The organism is Streptomyces sp. NPDC020742, from assembly GCF_040641675.1.
Lineage (GTDB): Bacteria > Actinomycetota > Actinomycetes > Streptomycetales > Streptomycetaceae > Streptomyces.
On sequence record NZ_JBFAEA010000015.1, the window covers coordinates 58833 to 84715 of the forward strand.

A 25883-nucleotide genomic window follows, 5' to 3' on the forward strand; every position below is an offset into this window, starting at 1 on the left:
GTCCTCATTGAGGTGCTGATGGGGACTCATGGAATGCCGGTAGCGGTTTCGGCCTGGCGCGGGGTGCGTTGCCGGTCCGCGGTGGGGAGGCGTCCTCGGTGAAGGGGGTGTGTCTCACGTGGTGCAGCGCCGTCAGCACAACGAGCGCCGACCGCCCCTCTGTCGAGGCCCCCCGTGGCGCCCCGCTCAGTCGCCCTCGCGCCAGTGGTTGGTGATCGGGAGGCGGCGGTCCTTGCCGAAGCCCTTGGCGGAGATCTTGGGGCCCGGCGGGTACTGGCGGCGCTTGTACTCGGCGTGGTCGACCATCCGCAGCACCCGGGTGACCAGGGCCTCGTCGAAGCCCTGCGCGATGATGTCCTCCCGGCCGCGGTCGTGGTCGACGTAGAGGGCCAGGATGCGGTCCAGGACGTCGTAGTCGGGCAGCGAGTCGGTGTCGACCTGGCCGGGGCGGAGCTCGGCGCTGGGCGGCTTGGTGAGGGTGTGCTCCGGGATCGGCGGGGTCCGGCCACGGTCGGCGGCGGCCTGGTTGCGCCAGCGGGCGAGCTGGTAGACCACCGACTTGTAGACGTCCTTGATGGGGCCGTAGCCGCCCACCGAGTCGCCGTAGAGCGTCGAATAGCCGCACGCCAGCTCGGACTTGTTGCCGGGGGCGAGCACCAGGTGGCCCTCCTGGTTGGAGATCGCCATCAGCGTCGTCCCGCGCAGCCGGGACTGGAGGTTCTCCTCGGCCAGCCCGGTCAGCGCCAGCGAGTCCATGTACGCGTCGAACATCGGGCCGATCGGGACCGTGCGGAACGACAGCCCCGTGCGGCGGGCGAGCTCCTCGGCGTCGGTGACCGAGTGCTCGGAGGAGTAGCGGGAGGGCATCGCCACCGCGTGGACCCGGGACGGGCCCAGCGCGTCGCAGGCCAGGGAGGCGACCAGGGCCGAGTCGATCCCGCCGGAGAGGCCGAGCACGACGCTGGTGAAGCCGTTCTTGGCGACGTACGCCCGCAGTCCGACCACCAGCGCGGTGTAGATCTCCTCCAGGTCGCCGAGCCGCTCCGCCTGCCCGCCCGGCGTTTCCGGGGCGTACGCCGGCAACGGGTCGGCGGAGAGCACGACGTGCTGGACGCGCAGCCCGTCGTCCAGGACGCCGGAGGGTGGCTCCGGAGCGGCGGCCGGCAGGTCGAGGTCGACCAGCACACAGCCCTCCGTGAACTGCGGGGCCCGTGCGATCACCCCACCGTCCTTGTCGACCACGATCGAGTCGCCGTCGAAGACCAGCTCGTCCTGGCCGCCGATCATCGCGAGGTAGGCCGTGGTGCAGCCGGCCTCCTGGGCGCGCTTGCGGACCAGCTCCAGGCGGGTGTCGTCCTTGTCCCGCTCGTACGGCGAGGCGTTGATGGACACCAGCAGCCCGGCCCCGGCGGACCGCGCCGCCGGCACCCGGCCGCCGTCCTGCCACAGGTCCTCGCAGATCGCCAGCGCCACATCGACGCCGTGCAGCCGCACCATCGGGAGTGTGTCGCCCGGGACGAAGTAGCGGAACTCGTCGAAGACGCCGTAGTTGGGGAGGTGGTGCTTGGCGAAGGACAGCGCGACCTCGCCGCGGTGGAGGACGGCGGCGGCGTTCTGCGGTGCGCCGGCCGGCCGGCCGTACCGGGGCCGGTCCTGCGCACCGCGGTCCAGATAGCCGACGATCACCGGGAGGTCGCCCAGCCCCTCGGTGGCCAGCCGCGCGGCCAGCTCCCGCAGGGCGGTGCGGCTCGCCCCGACGAACGACGGCCGCAGCGCCAGGTCCTCGACGGGGTAGCCGGTCAGCGCCATCTCGGGGAACGCGACGAGGTGAGCGCCCTGGTCGGCGGCGTGCCGGGTCCAGTGCACGAGCGTCTCGGCGTTCTGGACGAGGTCGCCGACGCAGGAGTCGATCTGGTTGAGGGCGAGACGAAGTTGGGGCACCCCGCCAGTGTAATCGTCTTTCTGACGCAATGGGGGGTCGGGCGGATGCGGAGCGAGGAAAGGGCGGCCCGCTCCTGCCGTGCGGGCCGCCCCGGAACCGGTGCCGCTCACCTCATCGCGACGACCGGTAGCCCACGATCGTCATCATCCCGGATTCCGAGTGGTAGACGTTGTGGCAGTGGATCATCCACAGCCCGGGGTTGTCGGCCTGGAAGTCGACCGGCACCTCCCGGCCGGGCAGCAGCATCAAGGTGTCCTTGCGGGGGCCGCCGTCGGGCAGCGTGAAGCTGTGCCCGTGCAGGTGCATCGGGTGGAACATCCCGGAGCGGTTGCGGAAGACGAGCCGCACCCGCTCGCCCGCCCGCACCGGGTAGCGCTGGGACGACGAGTACGTCCGGTGGTTGATCGCCCAGTCGTAGCGCGCCATGGAGCCGGTGAGGACCATGTCGATGCTGCGGTCCGGGGCCCGCCGACCGGCCCGTGCCGAGCCGGCGGCCCGGAGCCGGTCCGCCGTCATCAGCGCGCCGCGGAGCTCCCTGGGGCGGGTTCTGGCGCCGGGCGCCTCCCCGCCACCGGTCCGCAGCACGGCCAGTGCGGAGCGCCCGCGTTTGCCCTCGGCCAGCGCGGTGAGCGGGAAGACCCCGTCCCCCGCGGTGACCAGGACGTCATAGCGCTCGCCCATGCCGATCAGCAGCGCGTCGGTCGCCCGGTGCTGCACGGGGGAGCCGTCGGTGTGGGTCACCGTCATCCGGTGCCCGCCGAGCGCCAGGCGGTAGGCGGTGTCGCTGCCGGCGTTGATGATCCGGATCCGGATGCGATCGCCGGGCTTGGCGTGGAAGGTCTCCGGATTCTGCGCCATCCGGCCGTTGACGAGGTGGAGCGGATGGTCCACGCTGCCCGCCTCGCCGCCCAGCAGCCGGCTCCGCGCGCCCATCAGCACCCGCGACGGGCCCTGCGGGCGCACGTCCGACTGCGCCCGGCTAGCGTCCGTGCCCGCCATCTCGCCCATGTCGTGCCCGCCGTGCGGCATGCCCTTGTGGAGCTGCCTGAGTACCGCGTCCGGGGTGCTGCCGTCGATCCCGTCGAGCCAGTCGTCGAGCAGCACCACCCACTCCCTGTCGTACGCCAGCGGCTCCCTGGGGTCCTCGATGATCAGCGGTGCGTACAGGGCGCGGTCCAGCTGCACCCCGACGTGCGGGTGGATCCAGTGCGTACCGGGTTCGATGACCGTGAAGTGGTAGTCGAAGGAGGCGCCGGGCGCCACGGCCCGCTGGGTCACGCCGGGCACGCCGTCCATGTCGTTGCGCACCGGCAGCCCGTGCCAGTGCACGGTGGTCGTCTGCGGGAGGCGGTTGTTCAGGGTCAGTGCGACCCGGTCCCCCGCCGTGACCCGGATCTCCTTGCCGGGCAGCTCCCCGTCGTACGCCCAGGTCGTGACGGTGCGTCCGCCCAGGTCGACCCGGTCCTCGGCGGGGGTCAGCGACAGCCGGCGCACCGGGCCGGTCAGCCCCCGCCTCCGCTCGGCCTCGGCGACCTCCGGGCCGTCGGGGGTGACATAGCCCGACGGGGTGTCACCGCCGGTGTCGTGGGAGCCGTGGGAGCCGTGGGAGCCGTGTCCGCCGTGGGTCGCGTGTCCGCCGTGGGAGCCGTGCCGGCCGTTGTTGCCGTCCATACCGGCGAGGACCGGGCCGGAGCCGTCGGCGGAGCAGGCGGCCAGCAGCCCGCTGCCGGCGGCGGCCAGGCCCGCGCCGAACAGGGCGCGTCGGGAGTGCGTACGCATGGGAGAAGCACCTCGTCACGGTGTCGATGGTGTGCGGTCGGGGTGAGGGCGCTGCCGCGGACTTCCGGGGGTGTCGGCGGCGGGCGCGCTACACGCGCAGCGCCGACGGCCGGGCGAGGAGTCCGGGGCGGGACGCCGGGGATATCGACCACCGGCCGCGCCGCAGCCCGGCGCGGAGCACGGCGGGCGCACCGGCCCGCTGACGCCCGGTCAGCGCGCCCGCGACGAGGAGGAACGCCTGCCCCGCCGCCCAGGTCGACAGCGCGGCGCGGCAGGCGGTGCCGGGGGCCATGGCGCGGTGTCGGGAGCCGGTGTGCGTGCCGTCGGCCCGTGCCGGGGGCGGGTCGGCCGGACGCAGTACGGGTGTCCCGGCCCGGCGGCCGGCCGGCGCCGCCCCTGCCGCTGGCTGGACCGTCCGCGCGGCCCGTGCCGCCCTCCGCGCCGCCCCCGTCGTCGGCCGCACCACCGGTCGCGCTGCCGCCCCCGGCCGCGCCCCGTCCACGGTGCCCGCCGCCCCGGCGGCCCGGTGCCCGTCCCCGTCCGCCCTCGGGTGCCCGCACGCATACCGGGTGACGAGGCCGACGACCAGCGCCGTGAACAGCAGCAGCCAGCCGCACCATGCGGCGGCGTCGCCCTGTTCACGCATCGCGGACCTCTCGACGGGACGGACCGGCGGACGGCCGGAGGACCATCCTCCGCACCCTACCCCCTAGGGGTATACCTCTCCATGGGTGAACCGCCGAACGGAGTGGCGCCCGCCTATCCTTGGCCTTCCCGCGCCACCGGCGTACCCGGCATCACGACCGGCCGGTTCCACCCGAACACCTGGATGCCCGTGACCCGTATCCGCCGCTCCGTCGCAGGCCACCGGGTGGCCGCCGCCCTGCTGCTGCTCGGCGCGGTCGCGTACACCGCATGGGTGCTGGAGCTGGTGCTCGCCACCGGCCTCGACCCGGTCCGGGCGTACGTCAGCGAGCTGGCCGCCGCCGACCAGCCGCTCGGCGGGCTCTTCCGGGCCACCGACCTGGTCGCCGGGCTGCTGGTGCTGACCGGTGCGGTCACCGCGCTGCTGACGACGGAGCGCCGGCCCTGGACGAGTGCCGGTTGGGCCGCGCTGGCCCTCTTCGGCGCCGCCACCGCGGTCGACTCCCGGCTGCCGCTGAGCTGCACACCGACCAGCGACCCCGTGTGCGCCGCACGGGAGACCGCAGGCCTGGTGCCGGCCACCCACACCGCGCACGCCGTCAGCAGCTCCTGCGCCATGGTCGGCGCGCTCGCCGCCCTGGTCCTGCTCACCCACGCCGCCCGGCGCGAGGACCGCTGGCCGCCGCTCGGCCGCTTCGGGCCCCCGCTGGTGCTCGCCGAACTCGCCGCCACGGCCTGGACGTTGGCGTCCGTCGCGGCCTTCAGTGCCGGCCGGGGCACCTGGGCGCTGGGCGCCGGCCAGCGCCTCCAGGTCCTCCTGGTCGCCCTGTACCTCCTGCTGCTCGCGCGGTGCGTGGGGCGCCCGGACGGCGCCGGGGCCCCCTCGCCACCGGAGTCCCGTACGCCCCAGCACCCCCAGCGCGCCGCACCAGGAGAAGGAGACCGATGAACCGCCCCCGCCGCCCTCTCCGCCCCGGTGCTCCCGGCCCCTCAGCCCTCCCCGCCCCGGGCCGCTTCGTACGGGTCGACGGGGTGCCGCTGCACGTCCTGACCGAGGGCCGGGGACCGGTCTGCGTGCTCAGCGGCGGGCTGGGCATGGCGTGGTTCGACTGGGACGCGGTCGCCGCGCTGCTCGCCCCGTACCGCACCGTCGTCCGGTTCGACCGCCCCGGCCTCGGCCTGAGCGCCCCCGCGCCCGAACCGCCCACCCTCGCCGCCGAGGCGGGTCGGATCGCCCGCCTCCTCGACGCCCTCGGCCACCGTGGGCCGGCCACCGTCGTCGGCCACTCGCTGGCCGGGTTCCACGCCGAGGCCTTCGCCCGGCTGCACCCCGGCCGCTGTGCCGGGCTCGTCCTCGTCGACGCCAGCATCGAGGAGGACCCGCGGCCCCGGCTGCCCCGCGCGGTGCGCACCGCCTGGGCGGGCGGTGTGGCCGACGCGCTGTCCGCCGCCGGCCTGCCCCGCGTCCTGGGCCCCGCGGCCCGCCGCCTGATCGGTCGCGCCTCGACCGTCGGCAGCCACCCGCCGCACCCGTGGGAGCGCGCCGGCTACCGGACCAGCCGGGTGGCGCGGGCCTGTGTCCTGGAGAACGCGACCTACCCCTACCAGGCCGCCGAACTCGCCGCGCTCCGCCCGGAGCGCCCGATGCCGCAGGTGCCGGTGACCGTGCTGGCGGCGTACGACGGCAGCGAACGGCCCGGCCGGCTGCGCTGGCTGGAGCGGCAGCGGGCGCTCGCCGCCGAATTGGGCGGCCACTTCGCGGTGGCCGCCCCGGCGGGCCACCTGGTGATGACCGATGTGCCGGAGGCGGTGGCGCAGGCGGTACTGGACCTGTCGGGGACGGGCCGCGGGGCGGCGGCGGAGCTGTTCTAAAGGCCGTGCCGGTGGGGCGCGTGACGTCTGGGTGTCCCGCCCCTTCCGGTGGCTGTGCGGCGGGACGCCGGTGGACCTGACCTTGACCGGTCGGATGCCCCTGGTTCCGGCAAGCAGCTGCGGGTAGCCCGACCAGGCGGCCGTGACCTGGTTCTTCGGGCTCTGGTGGCGCTGACTTCCCCTCCTCACAGCCGTGTTAGCCAGACGTTAGCGCCGCAGCAGCTTCCCGATAGCGGCCCCGACCAGAGTGGGTGACGTACCGAGGAAACAGCGACACCGATTGTCCCGGGGGGGACCCGAAAATGAGCTCCGACATCACCGTCCGCACCGCCCGTCGCCGCACCCTGCGCATCGCCGCCGCGGCCCTGACCGCAGTCGCCGGCCTCACCCTGACCGCCTGCTCCGGCTCGGAGAACACCGGCATGCAGCCCTCGGGCCAAACGGGCGCGGCCGCCGCCGAGTCCAGCGGCGCGGGCTCCTCCGCCGAAGCGCAGGGCTCCGAGGCCCCGGCGGGTCCCGGCGCCAAGGCCGACACCAAGGCCGGCGCCAAGGCGGGTGCTGCGGGCAAGCAGTCGGGCAGCGGGCACGCCGCCGGCGGTGGCAAGGCGGCCTCGGGCGTCCAGCGCTGCCACACCTCCGGCCTGAAGGCAGCGTTCGCCACGGGCGAGGATGCGACCCCGGACCCGAACGCGGGCGGCTCGACGACCACCAGCGTCGTGCTGACCAACAAGGGCAGCCACACCTGTGTGATCGGCGGTTTCCCGGGCGTGGATCTCAAGAGCGAGAACGGCGGTGGGGTCTGGTCGCTGCAGCGCTCGACGGCCAAGCACGGCTCGATCACCCTGGCGCCCGGGGACAGCACGGACTTCACGATCAACCTCGCCTTGTCCAAGGGTGAGGAGGGCTCCTACAAGCCCGCCTCCGCGGTCATCACCCCGCCGAACGAGACCACCTCGCTGACCCTGGCCTGGCCCTGGGACGCGCTCGTCGACCAGCAGGGCGCCACCCACCCGGCCACCTTCGTCAACCCCATCGGCTGACCACCTCGGTACTGCCCTGGGCAGGAGCCCACAGCCTCTCTGAGCGGAACCAGCTCAGAGCGTCAAAGAGAGCAAGGAGAGAGCCATGAAGTTAGCCATGAAGTCGTGGCGTACTCGTGTCGGTCTCGGTCTGGCCGCCGGTGCCGCAGCGGTTGCCGTTCCCCTGACCGCCACCACCGCCCTCGCCGCCCCGCCCCCCGGCGACGGCTGGGTCCCGATCGGTGCCGAGAAGTACCCCTCGAAGGCGGAGTGCGAGGCGAAGGAACTCCCGACCGCCCAGGCGAACGGGTACCACGAGGTGTGGTGCGACGACAGCAAAGAGATCATGCCCATCTTCAACCGCTGACTGCGCTCCCCCCGGCGAGGACGCGTCCCGCCGACGCTGACGCCAAGAAGGTCCGCTGCCCCGGTGCGACACACCGGGGCAGTGGACTTCGGGCGTTTCTTTTGGATCTTCGTGGACCCCGCGAGCCCACGAAGCTCCGAAAGAAGCGCCCCTAGGCCGCCGAGAGCAGCCCCGTGAGCAGCGGCACCTGCCGGCGCTCACCGGCCTCCAGCGCCAGCCAGGACCCGTCCGGGAAGGCGATGTCCACCCGGTCCCGGTGCCGCGGCGGATGGGGGGCGCTCCGTAGGGCGAACTGCCCGCGGGGCAGCTCACCGAGCAGCTGGGAGGCCTCCCGCTCGGGCGTCACCGGCTTGCTGAGCAGCAGCAGCCGCTGCTCCGTGCAGGCCAGTGCGATCTCGTTGGTGCGGTATCCGCGGTCCAGCGGCGCTCCCGTCCGGGTGGTGAGGACGAACCAGCCCGCGGTGCTGTTCCAGCCGCCCTCCCAAACGCGCCCCCGGAAGATCCGGCGCACCCCGTACCAGGTGTGGTGGGCTCCCCGCTCCAGCAGACCGGCCGGCAGGGAGCACAGCCACATGACCCAGGCCACTGGCAGGAAGATCCGCCCCCACCCCGTGAAACGGCCCGCCTCCTCCGCCTCCGGCTTGGGCCGGCGGTGGCGCCTGGGGACGACGTCGGGCACGAGGGGGTCGAGTCTCACCGGCAGGACGCCCCGCAGCGTCTCTCCCGGCCGCAGGAGTGCCGAGCTGTGCGCGACGAGCCAGGCGTCCCGCTCCGGGACGACGGGGGAGGGGTGCATCAATTCCGTCTCTCTGTCCGCTCGGCGCTCAGCCGAAGGTGTCCTCGATACTGCCTTTGGGCACGCGGTAGGGCGCCGGCTCCTTCGGGCCCTCGTCGTCCAGCGCCTCCTTGCCGAAGTGCTTGACGGCGTCCTCGGCCGGCGTCTTGAAGTCCCCGGTGAGGCCGGTGGGGCCCTCGATCAGCGGCTTGGAGCCGTACTCGGCGACCTTGCCGGTCACGATGTGGTGGGCCATCCAGTCCCGCATGCTCTGGCCGCGCATGCCGGTCGGCCCGCCCAGCTTGCGCAGCGTGCCGGCGACCTTGCGCGCCTCGTTGAAGGACTTGGCGCCGCTCTTGAACTCCTTGACCGCCTTCATCAGCTCGCGCAGCGTCTTGGCCAGCCCCGTCGAGACCTTCTCGATCCGGCCGATGAAGACCGCGACCTCGGCATCCGCCACCAGCCCGTCCACCACGGTGGCCAGCCCGAGGGTGAGGATGTCGGTAACCACCATCGCGGCCAGCGTCACCGCCGCCCACTCGATCGCCTCCCGGATGATCTCGATGATGGCGTCCTCGGCCATCTTGCACTCCGCGGCGGCCTGGCTGAGGATCGTGGCGGTCCGGCCCATGTCCTTGCCGGTCTCGTCGATCGCATCGACGATCTTGCCCATGCCGCGGCCGAACCCCTCGGAGGCCTCGCCCTCCCAGTGATCGGGCAGCTGGCGCGCGGCCGAGCGCAGCCCCTCGGCCACCTTGTGCAGCGCCTCGCCCTGGGCCTTCCACTCCAGGGCGGCGTGGGTCAGCTGGGTCGGCATCCCGGTGACCTTTTCCAGCTTGTCCATCACATGGATCTTCTCCAGGAACCACCGGATCGCGTCGTCGAGCCCGGAGTCGATCCCGTGCTCTTCGTTGCTGTGGACCTGCTGGATGTCGGGGAGCTTCTCGATCTCCTTGTTCACCCAGGCGTAGGCGTCGGTGACGGTCATGCGCCCACGCTCCCGCCGCCGGCGCCGCTGCCGCCGAAGCCCTCCTGGGTGGCGTACTCGTTGGCGACGTAGTTGCCGGCCATCGCCCGCAGGCTCTCCGCGGCGTCGTGCAGCAGTTCGGCGATGTCGTGGATGTTCTGGTGCGCTGCCGTGGCGTGCTCGTTGTACGACGAGTGCAGCTCGTCGGACTCGGGAAGCTTGCCGAAGGCGCCCGAAGGAATCTCCACGTGCTCCAGGGCCCGCGCGATGCGGGGCACCTCTTCCTTCAGCCGTTCGGCTCCGGACGCACAGTGGAATATCGCGTCCGGATTGGTGTGGAAGCCTGCGCCCATACCTTGTCTCCCCGTTGTTCCAGGCCGTTCACAGTCCGGAACCACCCTAGGAACGGTAAGGAACGGACCCTTCAACACCGGGTCAACGGTCACTCAGTGCTGGTTCAAGACTGAACCAAGCCGTCCGATTGCCCCTGTCGGCCGCGCTGTGCTCCGTCGTGGCGCGGGAAGGGATCAGGGGTGAGGGTTACGGGACGGCGGTTCTGGTTCAGGCCAAGGGTGCGTAATGTGACGGTAACCGCCCCACGTGATACTGGTGTGCCACGCGCGTCGTTCCTCGCGCGCGGACAGGCCGATTGACCTGCAAGGATTGGTGACCCATGGACAAGCAACAGGAGTTTGTGCTCCGGACGCTGGAAGAGCGCGACATCCGCTTCGTCCGGCTGTGGTTCACCGACGTTCTCGGGTTCCTGAAGTCCGTGGCGGTGGCCCCCGCCGAGCTGGAGCAGGCCTTCGACGAGGGCATCGGCTTCGACGGCTCGGCCATCGAGGGCTTCGCCCGGGTGTACGAATCGGACATGATCGCCAAGCCGGACCCCGGCACCTTCCAGATCCTTCCCTGGCGCGCCGAGGCCCCCGGCACCGCCCGGATGTTCTGCGACATCCTGATGCCGGACGGCTCGCCGTCGTACGCCGACCCCCGGTACGTCCTCAAGCGCATCCTCGCCAAGACCTCCGACCTCGGGTTCACCTTCTACACCCACCCCGAGATCGAGTTCTTCCTGCTCAAGGACAAGCCGGTGGACGGCTCCCGGCCGAACCCCGCGGACTCCTCCGGCTACTTCGACCACACCCCGCAGAACGTCGGCATGGACTTCCGCCGGCAGGCCATCACGATGCTGGAGTCGATGGGCATCTCGGTGGAGTTCAGCCACCACGAGGGCGCCCCCGGCCAGCAGGAGATCGACCTGCGGTACGCCGACGCGCTCTCCACCGCCGACAACATCATGACGTTCCGGCTGGTCATGAAGCAGGTGGCGCTGGAGCAGGGGGTGCAGGCGACGTTCATGCCCAAGCCGTTCTCGGAGTTCCCCGGCTCCGGCATGCACACCCACCTCTCGCTCTTCGAAGGCGACCGCAACGCCTTCCACGAGTCCGGCTCGGAGTACCAACTCTCCAAGGTGGGACGCTCGTTCATCGCCGGCCTGCTCAAGCACGCCGGGGAGATCTCCGCCGTCACCAACCAGTGGGTGAACTCCTACAAGCGCATCTGGGGCGGCGCCAACCGCACCGCGGGCGCCGGCGGCGAGGCCCCCTCGTACATCTGCTGGGGCCACAACAACCGCTCCGCGCTGATCCGGGTGCCGATGTACAAGCCCGGCAAGATGGGCTCCACCCGGGTCGAGGTCCGCTCCATCGACTCCGGCGCCAACCCCTACCTCACCTACGCCGTGCTGCTCGCGGCCGGCCTCAAGGGCATCGAGGAGGGCTACGAGCTGCCGGCCGGCGCCGACGACGACGTCTGGGCGCTGTCCGACTCCGAGCGTCGGGCGATGGGCATCGAGCCGCTGCCGCAGAACCTCGGCCAGGCCATCGAGCTGATGGAGCGCAGCGAGCTGGTCGCCGAGACGCTGGGGGAGCACGTCTTCGACTTCTTCCTGCGCAACAAGAAGCAGGAGTGGGAGGAGTACCGCTCGGAGGTCACCGCCTTCGAGCTGCGCAAGATGCTGCCCGTGCTCTGAGCCACCGCGCCCCCGAGAGGCTGGACCATGGCACTACCCGCTCCGCAGGGACGGCGGAGCAGCACCTTCGCCCGGCTGTTGAGACACGGTTTCACCGACCCCTCCGCAGCCGGGGAGCTGCTCGACATCCCCGAACTCGCCCCGGTGCACGACGACTCGGCGCTGCTGGAGGCGCTCGGGGCGAGTGCCGACCCCGACCTCGCGCTGCGCGGCCTGGTCCGGCTGGTGGAGGCGCTGCCCCCGGACGAGCGGCAGACGCTGCTCGGCACCCTCGTCGCGGCCAAGCCGCTGCGGGACCGGCTGCTGGGCGTGCTGGGCGCCTCCGAGGCGCTCGCCGACCACCTCACCCGGCACCCGGAGGACTGGCAGTCGCTGGTCACCTACGAGTCGGCCGACCTGCACCCCACCACCCCCGAGTTCGAGCTGGCGCTCGCCGAGGGCATCTGGGGCGAGCAGGGCGCCGACCGGCCGCGCCCGGACGCCCTGCGCGCCGCCTACCGCCGCGCCCTGCTGGGCATCGCGGCCCGCGACGTGTGCGGGACGACCGATGTCGCCGAGGCCGCGGCCGAGCTCGCCGACCTGGCCACCGCCACCATCCGGGCCGCCCTGGAGATCTCCTACGAGGAGGCGCCCGGCGACGCCGCGGTGTGCCGACTGGCGGTCATCGGCATGGGCAAGTGCGGCGGCCGGGAGCTGAACTACGTCTCGGACGTCGACGTCATCTTCGTCGCCGAGGCCAAGGAGGGCGTCGACGAGGCCAAGGCCCTCCAGGCCGCGACCCGGATCGCCGCCCGGCTGATGCAGGTGTGCTCGGACAACACCATCGAGGGCACTATCTGGCCGGTGGACGCCAATCTGCGCCCCGAGGGCCGCAACGGCCCGCTGGTGCGCACCCTCTCCAGCCACCTCGCCTACTACCAGCGTTGGGCCAAGACCTGGGAGTTCCAGGCGCTGCTCAAGGCCCGCCCGATGGCCGGCGACCTGGGGCTGGGCCAGGAGTACGTCGATGCGCTGGCGCCGATGGTGTGGGACGTCGCCGAGCGGGAGAACTTCGTCTCCGACGTTCGCCAGATGCGCCGCCGGGTCGTCGAGAACATCCCCGCAGCCCAGGTCGAGCGGGAGCTCAAGCTTGGCCCCGGCGGGCTGCGCGACGTCGAGTTCGCCGTCCAGCTGCTGCAACTGGTGCACGGTCGCAGCGACGGCACGCTGCGCAGCGCCACCACCCTGGAGGCCCTGGCGGCGCTGGCGGCCGGCGGCTACGTCGGACGCCAGGACGCCGCGGCCCTGGACGCCGCCTACCGCTTTTTGCGTACGTTGGAGCACCGCATCCAGCTCTTCCGGCTGCGCCGCACCCATCTGATGCCCGAGGATGAGTCCGAACTCCGGCGCCTGGCACGGTCGTTGGGACTGCGCACCGAGCCGGTGGACACCCTCCGCAAGGAGTGGAAGTGGCATGCGAGGGAGGTGCGCCGCCTGCACGAGAAGCTCTTCTACCGGCCCCTGCTCGACGCCGTCGCTCATCTGGAACCCGGCGAGACCCGGCTCTCCGCGAAGGCCGCCGGCCACCGTCTCGAAGCGCTCGGCTACGCCGACCCGGTCGCCGCGCTGCGCCACCTGGAGGCGCTGGCGTCCGGCGTGACCCGCAAGGCCGCCATCCAGCGGACCCTGCTGCCGGTGCTGCTGGCCTGGTTCGCGGACTCCGCCGACCCGGACGCCGGCCTGCTCAACTTCCGCAAGGTCTCCGACGCGCTCGGCAAGACCCCCTGGTACCTGCGGCTGCTGCGCGACGAGGGCGCCGCCGCCGAGAACCTCGCCCGGGTGCTCTCCGCCGGCCGCCTCGCCCCCGACCTGCTGCTGCGCGCCCCCGAGGCGGTCGCCCTGCTGGGCGCCCCGGACGGGCTGCAGCCGCGCACCCGCACCGCCCTGGAGCAGGAGGTGCTGGCCGCGGTCGGGCGCGCGGACGGTGCCGAGGCGGCGGTGGCGGCGGCCCGCGGGGTGCGCCGCAGGGAGCTGTTCCGTACCGCGGCGGCGGATGTGATCGGCGCGTACGGCACCGAGTTCAGCCCGGCCGGCACCGACCACGGCCAGTCCGTCGACCAGGTCGGCACCGCGCTCTCCGCCATCAACGCCGCCACCCTGGCCGGTGCGCTGCGCGCCGCCGTCCGCGAGCAGTGGGGCGACACCCTGCCCACCCGCTTCGCGGTCATCGGCATGGGCCGGTTCGGCGGCCGGGAGCCCGGCTACGGCTCGGACGCGGACGTGCTGTTCGTCCACGAACCGCGCGAGGGCGCCGACGAGCAGGAGGCCGCCAAGGCCGCCCACGCGGTCGCCAACGCGATGCGCCGGCTGCTCGAACTCCCCTCCTCCGACCCGCCGTTGATCATCGATGCGGACCTGCGCCCGGAGGGCCGGTCCGGCCCGCTGGTGCGCACCCTCGCCTCCTACGCTGCCTACTACCGCCGCTGGTCGCTGGTGTGGGAGGCGCAGGCCCTGCTGCGGGCCGAACCGGTCGCCGGCGACGAGGAGCTCGGTGCGCGGTTCGTCGAGCTGATCGACCCGCTGCGCTACCCCGCCGAGGGGCTGGGCGACGACGCGGTCCGCGAGATCCGCAAGCTCAAGGCCCGGATGGAGGCCGAGCGGCTGCCCCGCGGCGCCGACCCGACCACCCATGCCAAGCTCGGCCGCGGTGGCCTGAGCGACGTGGAGTGGACGGTGCAGCTGCTGCAGATGCAGCACGGCTGGGAGGTCCCCGGGCTGCGCACCACCCGCACCCGCGAGGCGCTGGCCGCCGCGCACGCCGCCGACCTGATCGGCACCGAGGACGCGCAGATCCTGGACGAGGCCTGGGTGCTGGCGGCGCGGGTGCGCAACGCCGTGATGATCGTCCGCGGGCGCCCCGGGGACACCTTCCCCACCGACGGCCGGGAGCTGGCCGCGGTGGGCCGCTACCTCGGCTACGAGGAGGGCCACATCGGCGAGATGATCGACGACTACCGGCGGATCACCCGGCGGGCCCGCGGGGTGGTGGAGGAGATCTTCTACGGGGCGTGAGGCGGGCCGAGGGGGCCGAGGGAGGCCGCGGCGAGCGGCCCCGCCGGCTCACACCGGCACCGGCGCCAGCCGGGCCAGCCGGTGCGGCAGCGTGCCGTACCAGACGCAGGCCACCACGAAGCCGAAGCTCAGGCACAGCACCCCGCCGACCGCGTCGAGCCAGAAGTGGTTCGCGGTGGAGACGATGACCAGCAGCGTCATGGTCGGGTAGAGCAGGCCGAGGACCCTGGCCCACAGCGGTCGCGCGAGCAGGGCGATGGTGATGCCGCACCACAGCGACCAGCCGATGTGCATCGACGGCATCGCCGCGTACTGGTTGGACATCGAGGCGAGGTTGCCGGACGCCATCGACCCCCACGTCCCGTGGTCCACCAGGGTGTCGACGAAACCGCCGCCGGTCATCAGCCGGGGCGGCGCCAACGGGTAGAAGTAGTAGCCGATCAGCGCGACACCCGTGGTGGCGAACAGGGCCAGCCGCGCCGCGGCATAGCGGCCCGGGTGCCAGCGGTAGAGCCAGACCAGCACCCCGATCGTGACGATGAAGTGCAGCGTCGCGTAGTAGTAGTTCATCGACACGATCAGCCAGGTCACCGAGTTCACCGCGTGGTTGACGGTGTGCTCGACGGCGATGCCCAGCGAGTGCTCCGCCTGCCAGATCCAGTCGGCGTTCCGCAGCGCCTTCGCCTTCTGCTCCGGCACCGCGTTGCGGATCATCGAGTACGTCCAGTAGCTGACCGCGATCAGCAGGATCTCGAACCAGAGCCGGGGGGTACGAGGCGAGCGCAGCCGGCCCCAGCGGCCCTCGCGCTCCGGGCGGTCGGCACGCTGCTCCTGATGCTCCCCCTTGGGTGGCGGGGTGGTCGGCAGGCCGTCCAGAGTCCTCGTATTCGCATCACCCATAGGCAGACAGTCTGCCAGAAAGGGACCTACCGGCGATCATCCTTCGGTCGGGTATTCGATCCTTTGTCTCTGTCTTGAGAGGGACGTCGAACCCGTACTTGGGAGGGGTGCGCTCCCCGGGATCTGGCCCCCGCGCACCGGGTCCGACCGGGTCGGCGCAGGTGGCGGCGCCGGGCCGAACGGCGGGGCGGGCGCGGCCCCTGACAGCCCGTCGCCCCCCCGGCCGCCGCACCGCCGTTCCGCCCGTTCCCGCGGGAAGGGGGCGGGCGCCGACGGACGGCACACCGGCGTCGCTGGCCGGGGCGTGGGGTTCGGGACGGGGCGACGGTGGCTCGCCGTACGGGCGGACCGGTGGTGCCTCAGGCGGCCTGCCGTACGGGGCCGTGGCGCCTCCGTGCGGTCCGCCGCACGGGGGTGGACCGGCTGCGCCTCAGGTGGCCCGCAGCGGCCGGGGGATGCCGGCCGTCTTTGGGGCCGAGGCGGTGGACCCGCGGACCACCAGCTCGGGGTGGAAGACGAACTCGCTGTGCGGCGCCGGGGTGCCCCCGACCTCCTCCAGGAGCGCGCGCACCGCCGCCTGCCCCATGGCCGTGACCGGCTGCCGGATCGTGGTGAGCGGCGGGTCGGTGAAGGCGATCAGCGGGGAGTCGTCGAAGCCGACGACGGACAGGTCGCGGGGGACCTCCAGCCCGCGCTGCCGGGCCGCCCGGATCGCACCGAGCGCCATCATGTCGCTGGCGCAGACCACGGCCGTGGCGCCCCGCTCGATCAGTGCGCCCGCCGCGGCCTGCCCGCCCTCCAGGGTGTAGAGGGAGTGCTGGATGTACGGCTCGACCTCGGCCGGGCCGATGTCCAGCCGCACCTGCATGGCCCGGACGAAGCCCTCGATCTTGCGCTGCACCGGCACGAACCGCTTGGGGCCGAGCGCCAGCCCGATCCTGCGGTGGCCGAGCGCGCTGAGGTGGGTGACGGCCAGGTCCACCGCGGCCCGGTCGTCCGGAGAGACGAACGGCGCCTGCACCTGGTCGGAGAAGCCGTTGATCAGCACGAACGGCACGCCCTGGCCGCGCAGCCGCGCATAGCGCTGCATATCGGCGCTGGTGTCGGCGTGCAGCCCGGAGACAAAGATGATGCCGGCCACCCCGCGGTCGACCAGCATCTCGGTCAGCTCGTCCTCGGTGGAGCCGCCCGGGGTCTGGGTCGCCAGCACCGGGGTGTAGCCCTGGCGGGTCAGCGCCTGCCCGATCACCTGGGCGAAGGCCGGGAAGATGGGGTTCTCCAGCTCCGGGGTGATCAGCCCGACCAGACCGGCGCTGCGCTGCCGCAGCCGCACCGGGCGCTCGTAGCCCAGGACGTCCAGGGCGGCCAGCACGGACTGGCGGGTGGTGGCGGAGACGCCGGGCTTCCCGTTGAGAACCCGGCTGACGGTGGCCTCGCTGACACCCGCCTGTGCTGCGATGTCGGAAAGCCGGGCGGTCATGAAGGGGACCTTACCGTCCGGCTGTCAGATTGCCCACCAGGTGCAGCTGTCACCGGGGAGCCCGGCCAGCGCCCCGTCCACGGTCACCGGGGCGCTGGACAGCAACGGCGTCCCCGGCAGCGGCAGAGTGACGTCATGGCCGAGGGTGTTGACCGTGCACAGCAGCCCGGGGCGGGCGAAGGCGAGGACGCCGTCGGGGGCGTCCCGCCACTCGACGGTGTCGCCGGCGCCGAGGCCGGGCAGCCGGCGCCGCAGGAACAGGGCGGTGCGGTAGAGCTCCAGGGTGGAGGCGGGGTCGCCGGTCTGGGCCTCGACGGTCAGCGCCTGCCAGTCGGTGGGCTGCGGCAGCCAGCTGCCGCCCGTGCCGAAGCCGTACGGCGGTGCGCCGCCGGACCAGGGCAGCGGCACCCGGCAGCCGTCCCGGAAGCCGTCCTGGCCGCTGGTGCGGTGGCCGCGGAAGAACGCCGGGTCCTGGCGGACCTCGTCGGGCAGGTCGGTGACCTCGGGCAGGCCGAGCTCCTCGCCCTGGTAGAGATACGCGGAGCCGGGCAGCGCCAGCATCAGCAGGGTGGCGGCCCGCGCCCGGTCCTCGCCGCCACCGAGGCGGGTGCGGTGGCGGACCACGTCGTGGTTGGACAGCACCCAGGTGGTGGGGGCGCCGACGGAGCCGGCGGCGGCGAGGGAGGCGTCGATGACGCTGCGCAGCGCGTCGGCCTGCCAGGGGGTGTTGAGGAACTGGAAGTTGAAGGCCTGGTGGAGTTCGTCGGGGCGGACGTACCGGGCGAGGCGCTCGGGGGTGGGGGCCCAGGCCTCGGCGACGCCGATCACCTGCCGGCCGTGGGCTGCGCCGTAGTCGTCCAGCAGGCGGCGCCAGGCGCGGTGGATGGCGTGCACCCCGTCCTGGTCGAAGAACGGCAGGACCTGATTGCCGATCAGCTTGGCCTGCTGGCCGTGGCCGATGTCCGGCAGGCCGGGGGCCTTGACCATGCCGTGCGCGACATCGACCCGGAAGCCGTCCACGCCGAGGTCGAGCCAGAAGCGCATGATGGCCTCGAACTCGGCGTGCACCTCCGGGTCGTCCCAGTTCAGGTCGGGCTGCTCGGGGGCGAACAGGTGCAGGTACCAGTCGCCGCGGTCGGTGCGCGTCCAGGCGGGGCCGCCGAACACCGACTCCCAGTCGTTGGGCGGGAGTTCGCCGTGCGCGCCCCGGCCGGGGCGGAAGAGGTAGCGCTGCCGGGCCAGCTCGGGGTCGGCGAACCACGGGTGCCGGTCGGAGGTGTGGTTGGGCACGATGTCGACGATCACCCGTAGGCCCAGGTCGTGGGCGGTGCGCAGCAGGTCGTCGGCGTCCTGGAGGCGGCCGAAGAGCGGGTCGACGGCGCGGTAGTCGGCGACGTCGTAGCCGCCGTCGGCCTGCGGGGAGGCGTAGAACGGGGTGAGCCAGAGGGCGTCCACGCCCAGGTCGCGCAGGTACGGCAGCCGCTCGCGGGTCCCGCGCAGGTCGCCGATGCCGTCTCCGTCGCTGTCGGCGAAGGAGCGGACGTAGACCTGGTAGATGACGGCGTCGCGCCACCAGCCCGGACCGTCGCCCGGTCGGGACGGCTGGGAGGCGGGGCTGGGAGAGGTGAGCTCCTGGGTCATCGGTCGTCCCTGTCGGGGTCAGCAGGCCTGAGCGCCTGTACGGGGTCAATGCCGGGGTGGGCGCGGGGTGACGGGGCACCCGGCGCCTTCAGGGTCCCGTTCCGGCCAGTTCGCTGCAATACCTTCCAGCAACCTTGCAGCAATTTGCCGCAAGGTCTTTCGGTTTGTTTTCAGCGCTGTTACGTTCCTGACCGCCATCTGAGGCATTTCCCTAAGGAGTTCACATGCGGCGTGGCATACGGGGCATAGCGGCCACCGCGCTGGTAGCGGGCCTGACAGTGACGGCATCGGCGTGCGGTGGCGGGGGTGACGACGGCAACGCCAACAGCGGTGGCGAACTGTCCGGAACCGTCACCTTCTGGGACACCTCCAACGACGCCGAGAAGGCGACCTACCGCAAGCTTGCGGAAGGGTTCCAGAAGGAGCACCCGAAGGTCCACGTCCAGTATGTGAACGTCCCGTTCGGCGACGCCAACGCCAAGTTCAAGAACGCCGCCGGCGGCAACTCCGGGGCCCCCGACGTGATGCGCACCGAGGTCGCCTGGACCGCCGACTTCGCCAACCTCGGCTACCTCGCCCCGCTCGACGGCACCCCCGCCCTCGACAAGACCGAGGACTACCTGCCGCAGGCCCTCGGCTCCACCAAGTTCAAGGGCAAGACCTACGCCGCACCCCAGGTCATCGACACCCTCGGCCTCTTCTACAACAAGAAGCTCCTCAAGGACGCCGGCGTCGAGGTGCCCAAGACCTTCGCCGAACTGGCCACCGCCGCCAAGAAGATCAAGTCCAAGACCGGCGCCACCGCCCTCTACCTCCGCGGCGACGACCCCTACTGGTTCCTGCCCTACCTCTACGGCGAGGGCGGCGACCTGGTCAACGCCCGCGACAAGGTCATCGAGATCGACGACGGCGCCGGGGTCAAGGCCTTCAAGACCCTCAAGGACCTGGTCGACTCCAAGGCCGCGGTCACCGACGCCACCGACGGCCAGGAGAACCAGCTCAAGGCCCTCAAGGACGGCACCGTCGCGATGGCCATCGACGGCCCCTGGGACATCGAGGGCGCCCGCGCCGGCAAGGCCTTCAAGTCCCCCGCCAACAAGGAGAACCTCGGCGTCGCCCCGGTACCCGGCGGCAGCACCGACCAGGGCTCCCCGCAGGGCGGCTGGAACCTCTCCGTCTACGCCGGCAGCAAGAACCTCCGGGCCTCCTACGCCTTCGTGAAGTACATGAGCTCGGCCCAGATCCAGCAGCAGACCACCGAGAAGCTCAGCCTGCTGCCCACCCGCAAGTCCGTGTACGACGTACCGGCCGTCAAGAAGAACGAGATGGTCAAGTTCTTCAAGCCCGCCGTCGACGGCGCCGTCCAGCGCCCCTGGATCGCCGAGGGCAACTCCCTCTTCGAGCCCATCAAGGTCCAGATGAACAAGGTGCTCACCGGCTCCGCCACGCCCGAGCAGGCCGCCAAGGCGACCGGCGACGCCTACCGGAAGCTGCTCAAGGACTACAAGTGACCCTCGCCGTACGGGTGCGCCGGGCGCTCGGCACCCACTGGTACGCATGGACGATGGTCGCCCCGGTGGTGCTCGTCATCGGGGTGATCATCGGCTACCCGCTGGCCCGCGGCGTGTTCCTCTCGCTCACCGACGCCAACGAGGCCAACGTCGAGCGGAACATTGGCGTCAACCACCTGCCCGCCACCTACTCCTTCACCGGCCTGGACAACTACCAGGCCGTGCTGACCGACGGCGTCTTCTGGGACCGCCTGGGCTGGACCGTCGGCTGGACCGTGGCCTGCGTCGGCCTCACCTTCCTCATCGGCCTGGCGCTGGCGAACATGCTCAACCGCACGCTGCGCGGCCGCACCTTCTACCGCCTCGCGCTGATCCTGCCCTGGGCCGTCCCCGCGTTCATCTCCGTCTTCACCTGGCGGATGCTCTACAACGAGAAGAACGGCATCCTCAACAAGCTGCTGGCCGGCGGCGGCATCGACGCCGTCCCCTGGCTGAACGACCCGACCTGGGCCAAGCTCTCGGTCATCGCCGTCAACATCTGGCTGGGCGTGCCCTTCATGCTCGTCGCACTCCTCGGCGGGCTCCAGTCCATACCCGGCGAGCTCTACGAGGCCGCCGAGATGGACGGCGCGAGCGCCTGGCAGCGCTTCCGCCACATCACCCTCCCCGGACTGCGGGCCGTCAGCAGCACGGTGATCCTGCTCTCCGCCATCTGGACCTTCAACATGTTCCCGGTGATCTTCCTGCTGACCCGGGGCGGCCCCGGCGACTCCACCGAGATCCTGGTGACCTACGCCTACCGGCTCTCCTTCGTCGACAGCCCCCGCAACTTCTCCGAGTCCGCGACCTGGGGCGTCCTGATCCTGGTCCTGCTCGCGGCGGTCGCGGTGGTCTACCGCCGGGCGCTGCGCAAGCAGGGAGAGGTGTGGTGACCATGACCCGCCAAGCCGCGCCCCGCCGGCGCAACCAGCGCTCCCCGCTGGCCTCGGCCGCCCTGCATACGGGCCTGCTCCTGGCCGCCGCGGTGGCCGTCTTCCCGCCGCTGTGGCTGCTGGTGACGTCCTTCAAACCGAAGAACGACGCCTTCTCCACCGGCCTGGTCACCCACTTCACCCTCGCCAACTACACCCATGTGGTGGCCGATACGGAGTTCCTGACCTGGTTCAAGAACTCCGTGATCATCGTCGGGCTGACCACGGTCCTGGGCGTCTTCCTCGCCGCCACCACCGGCTACGCCGTCAGCCGCTTCCGCTTCCCCGGGATGCGCCCGCTGATGTGGCTGCTGCTGATCACCCAGATGTTCCCGGTCGCGGTGCTGATCGTGCCGCTCTACAACCTCCTGGCGAGCCTGGGCCTGCTCAACCAGCCCGCCGGCCTGGTCATCACCTACCTGACCATCGCCGTCCCGTTCTGCGCCTGGATGATGAAGGGCTTCTTCGACACCATCCCGGTGGAGATCGACGAGGCCGGCCGGGTCGACGGCCTCAACCCGTTCGGCACCTTCTGGCGGCTCGTCCTGCCGCTGGCCCGCCCGGGCCTGGCCGTCACCGGCTTCTACACCTTCGTCACCGCCTGGGCCGAGGTCGCCTACGCCTCCGCCTTCATGACCGGCGAGGAGAACCTCACCCTCGCCGGCGGGCTGCAGACCTTCGTCAACCAATACACCAACGACTGGGGTTCGATGACCGCCGCCGCCGTGATCATCGCCGTGCCGGCCGCGCTCGTCTTCGCCTTCGCCCAACGCCACCTCGTCGCCGGACTGACCGCCGGCACCACCAAGGGTTGACATGACTCCACAGCACAACGTCACTCCGGCCGCCGACTGGTGGCGCCACGCGGTGATCTACCAGGTCTATCCGCGCAGCTTCGCCGACGCCAACGGCGACGGCATGGGGGACCTGGCCGGCGTCCGCAGCCGGCTGCCGTACCTGCGCGACCTGGGCGTGGACGCCGTCTGGCTCAGCCCGTTCTACGCCTCCCCGCAGGCCGACGCCGGCTACGACGTCGCCGACTACCGCACCATCGACCCGATGTTCGGCACCCTGGCCGACGCCGAGGCGGTCATCGCCGACGCCCACGGCCTGGGCCTGCGCATCATCGTCGACCTCGTCCCCAACCACTGCTCCGACCAGCACGCCTGGTTCCGCCGTGCGCTGGCCGAGGGCCCCGGCTCCGCGTTCCGCAAGCGCTTCCACTTCCGCAGGGGCCGCGGCGAGAACGGCGAGCAGCCGCCCAACGACTGGGAGTCCCTCTTCGGCGGCCCCGCCTGGACCCGGGTGCCGGTGGACCCCTCCGCGCCGAAGGCGGGTGAGGAGGGAGAGTGGTACCTGCACCTCTTCGCCCCCGAACAGCCCGACTTCAACTGGGACCACCCCGCCGTCCAGGACGAGTTCCGCTCCATCCTGCGCTTCTGGCTGGACCTGGGCGTCGACGGCTTCCGGGTGGACGTCGCCCACGGCCTGGTCAAGGCACCCGGCCTGCCCGACATGGGCCACGCCGAACAACTCAAGCTCCTCGGCAACCAGACCCTCCCCTTCTTCGACCAGGACGGGGTGCACGAGATCTACCGCTCCTGGCGCACCGTGCTGGACGAGTACCCCGGCGAGCGGATCGCGGTCGCCGAGGCCTGGACCCCCACCGCCGAGCGCACCGCGCGCTACCTCCGCCCCGACGAGCTCCACCAGGCGTTCAACTTCCACTACCTGAACACCGGTTGGGACGCCGAGGCGCTCCGCGCGGCGATCGACTCCTCGCTCGACGCCATGCGCCCGATCGGCGCCCCCACCACCTGGGTGCTGTCCAACCACGACGTGGTCCGCCACCGCACCCGCCTCGGTGGCGGCGAGGACCGGGCGCGGGCCGCCACCCTGCTGATGCTGGCGCTGCCCGGCTCCGCGTACCTCTACCAGGGCGAGGAGCTCGGCCTGCCCGAGGTCACCGACCTGCCCGACGAGGTCCGCCAGGACCCCTCCTTCTTCCGGGACAGCGGCCAGGAGGGCCTGCGTGACGGCTGCCGGGTACCGCTCCCCTGGAACGGCGACGCACCCCCGTACGGCTTCGGCGACGGCGGCAGTTGGCTGCCCCAGCCCGCCGACTGGGCCCCGCTGACCGTCGCGGCCCAGACCGGCGACCCCGCCTCCACCCTGGAGCTCTACCGCACCGCCCTGGCCCTGCGCCGCACCCACCCCGGCCTCGGCGCCGGCGATGCGGTCGAGTGGCGGGACGCCCCCGACGGCGTGCTGGTCCTCCGCCGCCCCGGCGGCCTGGTCTGCACCGTCAACACCACCACGGCCCCGGTCCGCCTCCCGTCGCCCGGCCGCCTCCTGCTCTCCTCCGGCGCACTCGACCCGACGGACGGGGAGTTCACCCTGCCCGCCGACACCACCGCCTGGTGGGAGGAGTGACCCTGCCCGAACCCCACCCCGCGCCCCGGCTGTCCGACATCGCCGCCCAGGCGCAGGTCAGCGAGGCGACCGTGAGCCGGGTCCTCAACGGCCGGGCGGGTGTCGCCGCGAGCACCCGGCAGCGGGTGCTCGCCGCGCTCGACGTCCTCGGCCACGAGCGCCCGGTCCGCTTACGGCGCCGCAGCGCGGGCCTGGTCGGGCTGGTCATCCCGGAGCTGACCAACCCGATCTTCCCCGCCTTCGCCCAGATCATCGAACAGTCCCTGGCCGGCCACGGCTACACCCCGGTGCTGTGCACCCAGATGCCGGGCGGGGCCACCGAGGACGAACTCGTCGAGCAGCTGGAGGAGCGCGGGGTCACCGGCATCGTGTTCCTCTCCGGGCTGCACGCCGACACCCGCGCCGACCCGTCCCGCTACACCCGCCTGACGGACCGCGGCATCCCGTACGTCCTCATCAACGGCTGCAACCCGCACATCGACGCACCGTTCGTCTCACCCGACGACGGCGCGGCGGCCCGGATGGCCGTGCGCCACCTCGCCGAACTGGGCCACCAGCGGATCGGACTCGCCGTCGGCCCGGCCCGCTACGTCCCCTCGCTCCGCAAGGCCGAGGGCTTTGTGGCGGCACTGGGCGAGTCGTTCGGCCTGTCGAGGGGGCAGGCCGAACGGCGCGTCCAGCACACCCTGTTCGGCGTCGAGGGCGGCGACGCGGCGGCCGCCCCGCTGCTCGACGACGGCTGCACCGGCATCGTCTGCGGCAGCGACCTGATGGCCCTGGGCGTCGTCCGCGCCGCCCGCCGCCGCGGCCTGGACGTCCCCGCCCGGGTCTCCGTCGTCGGCTTCGACGACTCCCAGCTGATCGCCTTCACCGACCCGCCGCTGACCACCGTCCGCCAGCCGGTCCAGGCGATGGCGACCGCCGCGGTCGGCGCCCTGATAGAGGAGATCCACGAACGAGCCTCGGGCCGCCAGGACCCGCCCCGCCGCACCGAGTTCATCTTCCAGCCGGAGCTGGTGGTACGGGGGTCGACGGGGCCGCTGCGACGTTGACGGGGCCGCTGGCCCGGCCGGGCGCCGGCGGTGGGTGCGGGCCACCGGATTGTCAGTGGCCTTCTGACGCCCCTGCCTGGCAAGCGAGTTGAGCCCAGGCGCGGCAAAAAGGGCTGGACACGGTGCGGAAGATTGGGGGCATGGAGTTCTTCTGTTACCACCGCGATCGGCCCGGCTCCTTGGCGCTCCGTGACGAGTTGCTGGAAGAGCACTGGTCCTACATGGACCGGTACGCGGCGGAGATGATCGCCCGCGGCCCGACGCTCACCGACGACGGCGAAGCGCCCACCGGCAGTGTGCACATCGTCGACCTGCCGGACGCTGCCACCGCCCGTGCGTTCGCCTTCGGCGAGCCCGGCTACCAGGCGGGCGTGTACCGCGACGTGCTGCTGCGCCGGTGGCGCAACCTACTGGGGCGCACCATGTGGGACTTCCCCGGTGGCCGGACCGGCGGCGACCGGTACCTGGTGCTCGGCCTCGGCGCCGGGCCGGCCGCCGACCTCGCCGCGCCGCCCGACCAGGACGAGTTGATCGCGTACGGGCCGCTGCTGTCCGACGACGGCGCCACCTGGCTGGGTACGGCGGCGCTGGTCCGCGCACCGGATCCGGAGACGGCCCGCGCCGTCCTCAGCCCGGACCGGTACGCCGACGTAGAGGTGCACCGCTGGCAGTTCGGCGGCCGGCCGTCATGAACCGGGGCGTGTCACCGGCCGTCCACGTCGGTACCCGCGCGCGCAGAGCTCTGCTCAGTCCACGATGCCGTGTTCCCAGGCCCACGCCGCGATCTCCACTCGGTTGCGGGCCAGGAGTTTGTCCTGGATGCGGCTGAGGTGGCTCTTGATCGTACTGAGGGACAGCGTCAGGTCCTCGGCGACCTCCCGGTTGGTGCGGCCGCGGGCGACCAGCGTCACCACTTTGAGCTCCTGCGGGGTGAGCCGGCGCGCGGCCGCGTCCCTGGTGTGGGCGCGGGAGGGCCGGCCGAGGTGTTCCAGCAGCCGTACGGTCACGGAAGGGGAGATGAGTGAATCGCCGTTGACGGCGGCGTACACGGCCTCCACCAGCAGCCGGGGCCCCGAGTTCTTGACCACGAAGCCGCTGGCGCCGGCCCTCAGCGCGCCGTAGACGTACTCGTCGAGGTCGAAGGTGGTGACAACGACGATCTTCGTCTCGTCCTGGCGCAGGAGTTTCGTCGCCTCCAGGCCGTCGAGTTTGGGCATGCGGATGTCCATCAGGCAGACGTCCGGCCGCAGCCGGCGGACCGCGTCGACGGCCTCCACGCCGTCGGAGGCCTCGGCGATCACGCGGATGTCGTCCTGGCTCTCCAGGATGAGGCGGAAGCCCGTCCGCACCATCTCCTGGTCATCGGCGATCACTACTGACACGCTCAAGGCGTCACCTCACTCCGTTTCTTCACGGTGTACGGGGATGTCGCACGCGGGGGAG

General features: G+C 72.3%; 22 protein-coding genes. 12 read left to right on the forward strand and 10 right to left on the reverse strand.

Annotation, left to right across the window (positions count from 1 at the left end; genetic code table 11):
• Positions 1–186: 186 nt before the first annotated feature.
• The 3 genes from AB0G84_RS24045 to AB0G84_RS24055 all read right to left on the reverse strand — a co-directional run bounded on the left by AB0G84_RS24045 (position 187) and on the right by AB0G84_RS24055 (position 4367).
• A complete protein-coding gene (locus AB0G84_RS24045) occupies positions 187–1941 on the reverse strand; it encodes an NAD+ synthase (protein ID WP_361324282.1) in 1755 nt (584 codons plus the stop codon).
• Positions 1942–2053: 112 nt separating this feature from the next.
• Complete coding sequence (locus AB0G84_RS24050; RefSeq protein ID WP_361324285.1) at positions 2054–3721, reverse strand: multicopper oxidase family protein; 1668 nt, start codon at positions 3719–3721, stop codon at positions 2054–2056.
• Between the two features lie 88 nt (positions 3722–3809).
• The gene (locus tag AB0G84_RS24055) at positions 3810–4367 is read right to left on the reverse strand and encodes a hypothetical protein (RefSeq protein WP_361324288.1); all 558 of its coding nucleotides are present in this window, start codon (positions 4365–4367) and stop codon (positions 3810–3812) included.
• A 183-nt stretch (positions 4368–4550) separates the two neighbouring features.
• Here AB0G84_RS24055 and AB0G84_RS24060 point away from each other — a divergent pair, with 183 nt between their 5' ends.
• The 4 genes from AB0G84_RS24060 (at position 4551) to AB0G84_RS24075 (ending at position 7624) form a co-directional block, all read left to right on the forward strand.
• The gene (locus tag AB0G84_RS24060; protein ID WP_361324606.1) at positions 4551–5315 is read left to right on the forward strand and encodes a DUF998 domain-containing protein; all 765 of its coding nucleotides are present in this window, start codon (positions 4551–4553) and stop codon (positions 5313–5315) included.
• Positions 5312–6238 carry an alpha/beta hydrolase gene (locus AB0G84_RS24065; RefSeq protein WP_361324291.1) on the forward strand — a complete coding sequence of 309 codons (927 nt, stop codon included), beginning with the start codon at positions 5312–5314 and terminating at the stop codon, positions 6236–6238. The genes AB0G84_RS24060 and AB0G84_RS24065 overlap by 4 nt, the downstream gene beginning before the upstream one ends.
• 302 nt (positions 6239–6540) lie before the next feature.
• Positions 6541–7278: a DUF4232 domain-containing protein gene (locus tag AB0G84_RS24070; protein WP_361324294.1), complete on the forward strand. Its 738-nt coding sequence runs from the start codon at positions 6541–6543 to the stop codon at positions 7276–7278.
• Positions 7279–7363: 85 nt separating this feature from the next.
• Positions 7364–7624, forward strand: coding sequence for a hypothetical protein (locus tag AB0G84_RS24075; RefSeq protein WP_361324297.1), 261 nt, complete (start codon positions 7364–7366; stop codon positions 7622–7624).
• Positions 7625–7775: 151 nt separating this feature from the next.
• On the opposite strand, the gene AB0G84_RS24080 is transcribed toward AB0G84_RS24075, so the two are convergent.
• The 3 genes from AB0G84_RS24080 to AB0G84_RS24090 are packed head-to-tail and all read right to left on the reverse strand — an operon-like array spanning position 7776 to position 9719.
• Positions 7776–8420, reverse strand: a complete 645-nt coding sequence (locus AB0G84_RS24080) for a hypothetical protein (RefSeq protein ID WP_361324300.1) — start codon at positions 8418–8420, stop codon at positions 7776–7778.
• Between the two features lie 28 nt (positions 8421–8448).
• Entirely contained in the window at positions 8449–9387 is a 939-nt protein-coding gene (locus AB0G84_RS24085; RefSeq protein WP_361324303.1) for a WXG100 family type VII secretion target, read from the reverse strand.
• Positions 9384–9719, reverse strand: coding sequence for a hypothetical protein (locus AB0G84_RS24090; protein ID WP_361324306.1), 336 nt, complete (start codon positions 9717–9719; stop codon positions 9384–9386). The genes AB0G84_RS24085 and AB0G84_RS24090 overlap by 4 nt, the downstream gene beginning before the upstream one ends.
• A 320-nt stretch (positions 9720–10039) precedes the next feature.
• On the opposite strand from AB0G84_RS24090, the gene glnA reads away from it, so the two are divergent.
• Positions 10040–11401, forward strand: coding sequence for a type I glutamate--ammonia ligase (glnA, locus tag AB0G84_RS24095; RefSeq protein ID WP_361324309.1), 1362 nt, complete (start codon positions 10040–10042; stop codon positions 11399–11401).
• Between the two features lie 27 nt (positions 11402–11428).
• A complete protein-coding gene (locus AB0G84_RS24100; protein WP_361324312.1) occupies positions 11429–14452 on the forward strand; it encodes a bifunctional [glutamine synthetase] adenylyltransferase/[glutamine synthetase]-adenylyl-L-tyrosine phosphorylase in 3024 nt (1007 codons plus the stop codon).
• A gap of 48 nt (positions 14453–14500) precedes the next feature.
• Here AB0G84_RS24100 and AB0G84_RS24105 read toward each other — a convergent pair whose 3' ends face one another.
• The 3 genes from AB0G84_RS24105 to AB0G84_RS24115 all read right to left on the reverse strand — a co-directional run bounded on the left by AB0G84_RS24105 (position 14501) and on the right by AB0G84_RS24115 (position 18473).
• The gene (locus AB0G84_RS24105; protein WP_361324315.1) at positions 14501–15352 is read right to left on the reverse strand and encodes a phosphatase PAP2 family protein; all 852 of its coding nucleotides are present in this window, start codon (positions 15350–15352) and stop codon (positions 14501–14503) included.
• Positions 15353–15782: 430 nt separating this feature from the next.
• Positions 15783–16832 carry a LacI family DNA-binding transcriptional regulator gene (locus AB0G84_RS24110; protein ID WP_361324318.1) on the reverse strand — a complete coding sequence of 350 codons (1050 nt, stop codon included), beginning with the start codon at positions 16830–16832 and terminating at the stop codon, positions 15783–15785.
• Positions 16833–16856: 24 nt separating this feature from the next.
• The gene (locus tag AB0G84_RS24115) at positions 16857–18473 is read right to left on the reverse strand and encodes an alpha-amylase family glycosyl hydrolase (RefSeq protein ID WP_361324320.1); all 1617 of its coding nucleotides are present in this window, start codon (positions 18471–18473) and stop codon (positions 16857–16859) included.
• Positions 18474–18697: 224 nt separating this feature from the next.
• On the opposite strand from AB0G84_RS24115, the gene AB0G84_RS24120 reads away from it, so the two are divergent.
• The 6 genes from AB0G84_RS24120 (at position 18698) to AB0G84_RS24145 (ending at position 25132) form a co-directional block, all read left to right on the forward strand.
• The gene (locus tag AB0G84_RS24120; protein WP_361324323.1) at positions 18698–19984 is read left to right on the forward strand and encodes an extracellular solute-binding protein; all 1287 of its coding nucleotides are present in this window, start codon (positions 18698–18700) and stop codon (positions 19982–19984) included.
• A complete protein-coding gene (locus AB0G84_RS24125; protein ID WP_361324326.1) occupies positions 19981–20916 on the forward strand; it encodes a sugar ABC transporter permease in 936 nt (311 codons plus the stop codon). The genes AB0G84_RS24120 and AB0G84_RS24125 overlap by 4 nt, the downstream gene beginning before the upstream one ends.
• 2 nt (positions 20917–20918) lie before the next feature.
• A complete protein-coding gene (locus AB0G84_RS24130; protein WP_361324329.1) occupies positions 20919–21770 on the forward strand; it encodes a carbohydrate ABC transporter permease in 852 nt (283 codons plus the stop codon).
• A 1-nt stretch (position 21771) separates the two neighbouring features.
• Positions 21772–23388: a glycoside hydrolase family 13 protein gene (locus AB0G84_RS24135; RefSeq protein ID WP_361324332.1), complete on the forward strand. Its 1617-nt coding sequence runs from the start codon at positions 21772–21774 to the stop codon at positions 23386–23388.
• The gene (locus tag AB0G84_RS24140; protein WP_361324335.1) at positions 23385–24440 is read left to right on the forward strand and encodes a LacI family DNA-binding transcriptional regulator; all 1056 of its coding nucleotides are present in this window, start codon (positions 23385–23387) and stop codon (positions 24438–24440) included. The genes AB0G84_RS24135 and AB0G84_RS24140 overlap by 4 nt, the downstream gene beginning before the upstream one ends.
• Before the next feature lie 140 nt (positions 24441–24580).
• The gene (locus AB0G84_RS24145; RefSeq protein ID WP_361324338.1) at positions 24581–25132 is read left to right on the forward strand and encodes a YciI family protein; all 552 of its coding nucleotides are present in this window, start codon (positions 24581–24583) and stop codon (positions 25130–25132) included.
• Between the two features lie 54 nt (positions 25133–25186).
• On the opposite strand, the gene AB0G84_RS24150 is transcribed toward AB0G84_RS24145, so the two are convergent.
• On the reverse strand, positions 25187–25828 hold the full coding sequence (locus tag AB0G84_RS24150) for a response regulator transcription factor (protein WP_361324341.1): 642 nt from the start codon (positions 25826–25828) through the stop codon (positions 25187–25189).
• Between the last annotated feature and the right edge of the window lie 55 nt (positions 25829–25883).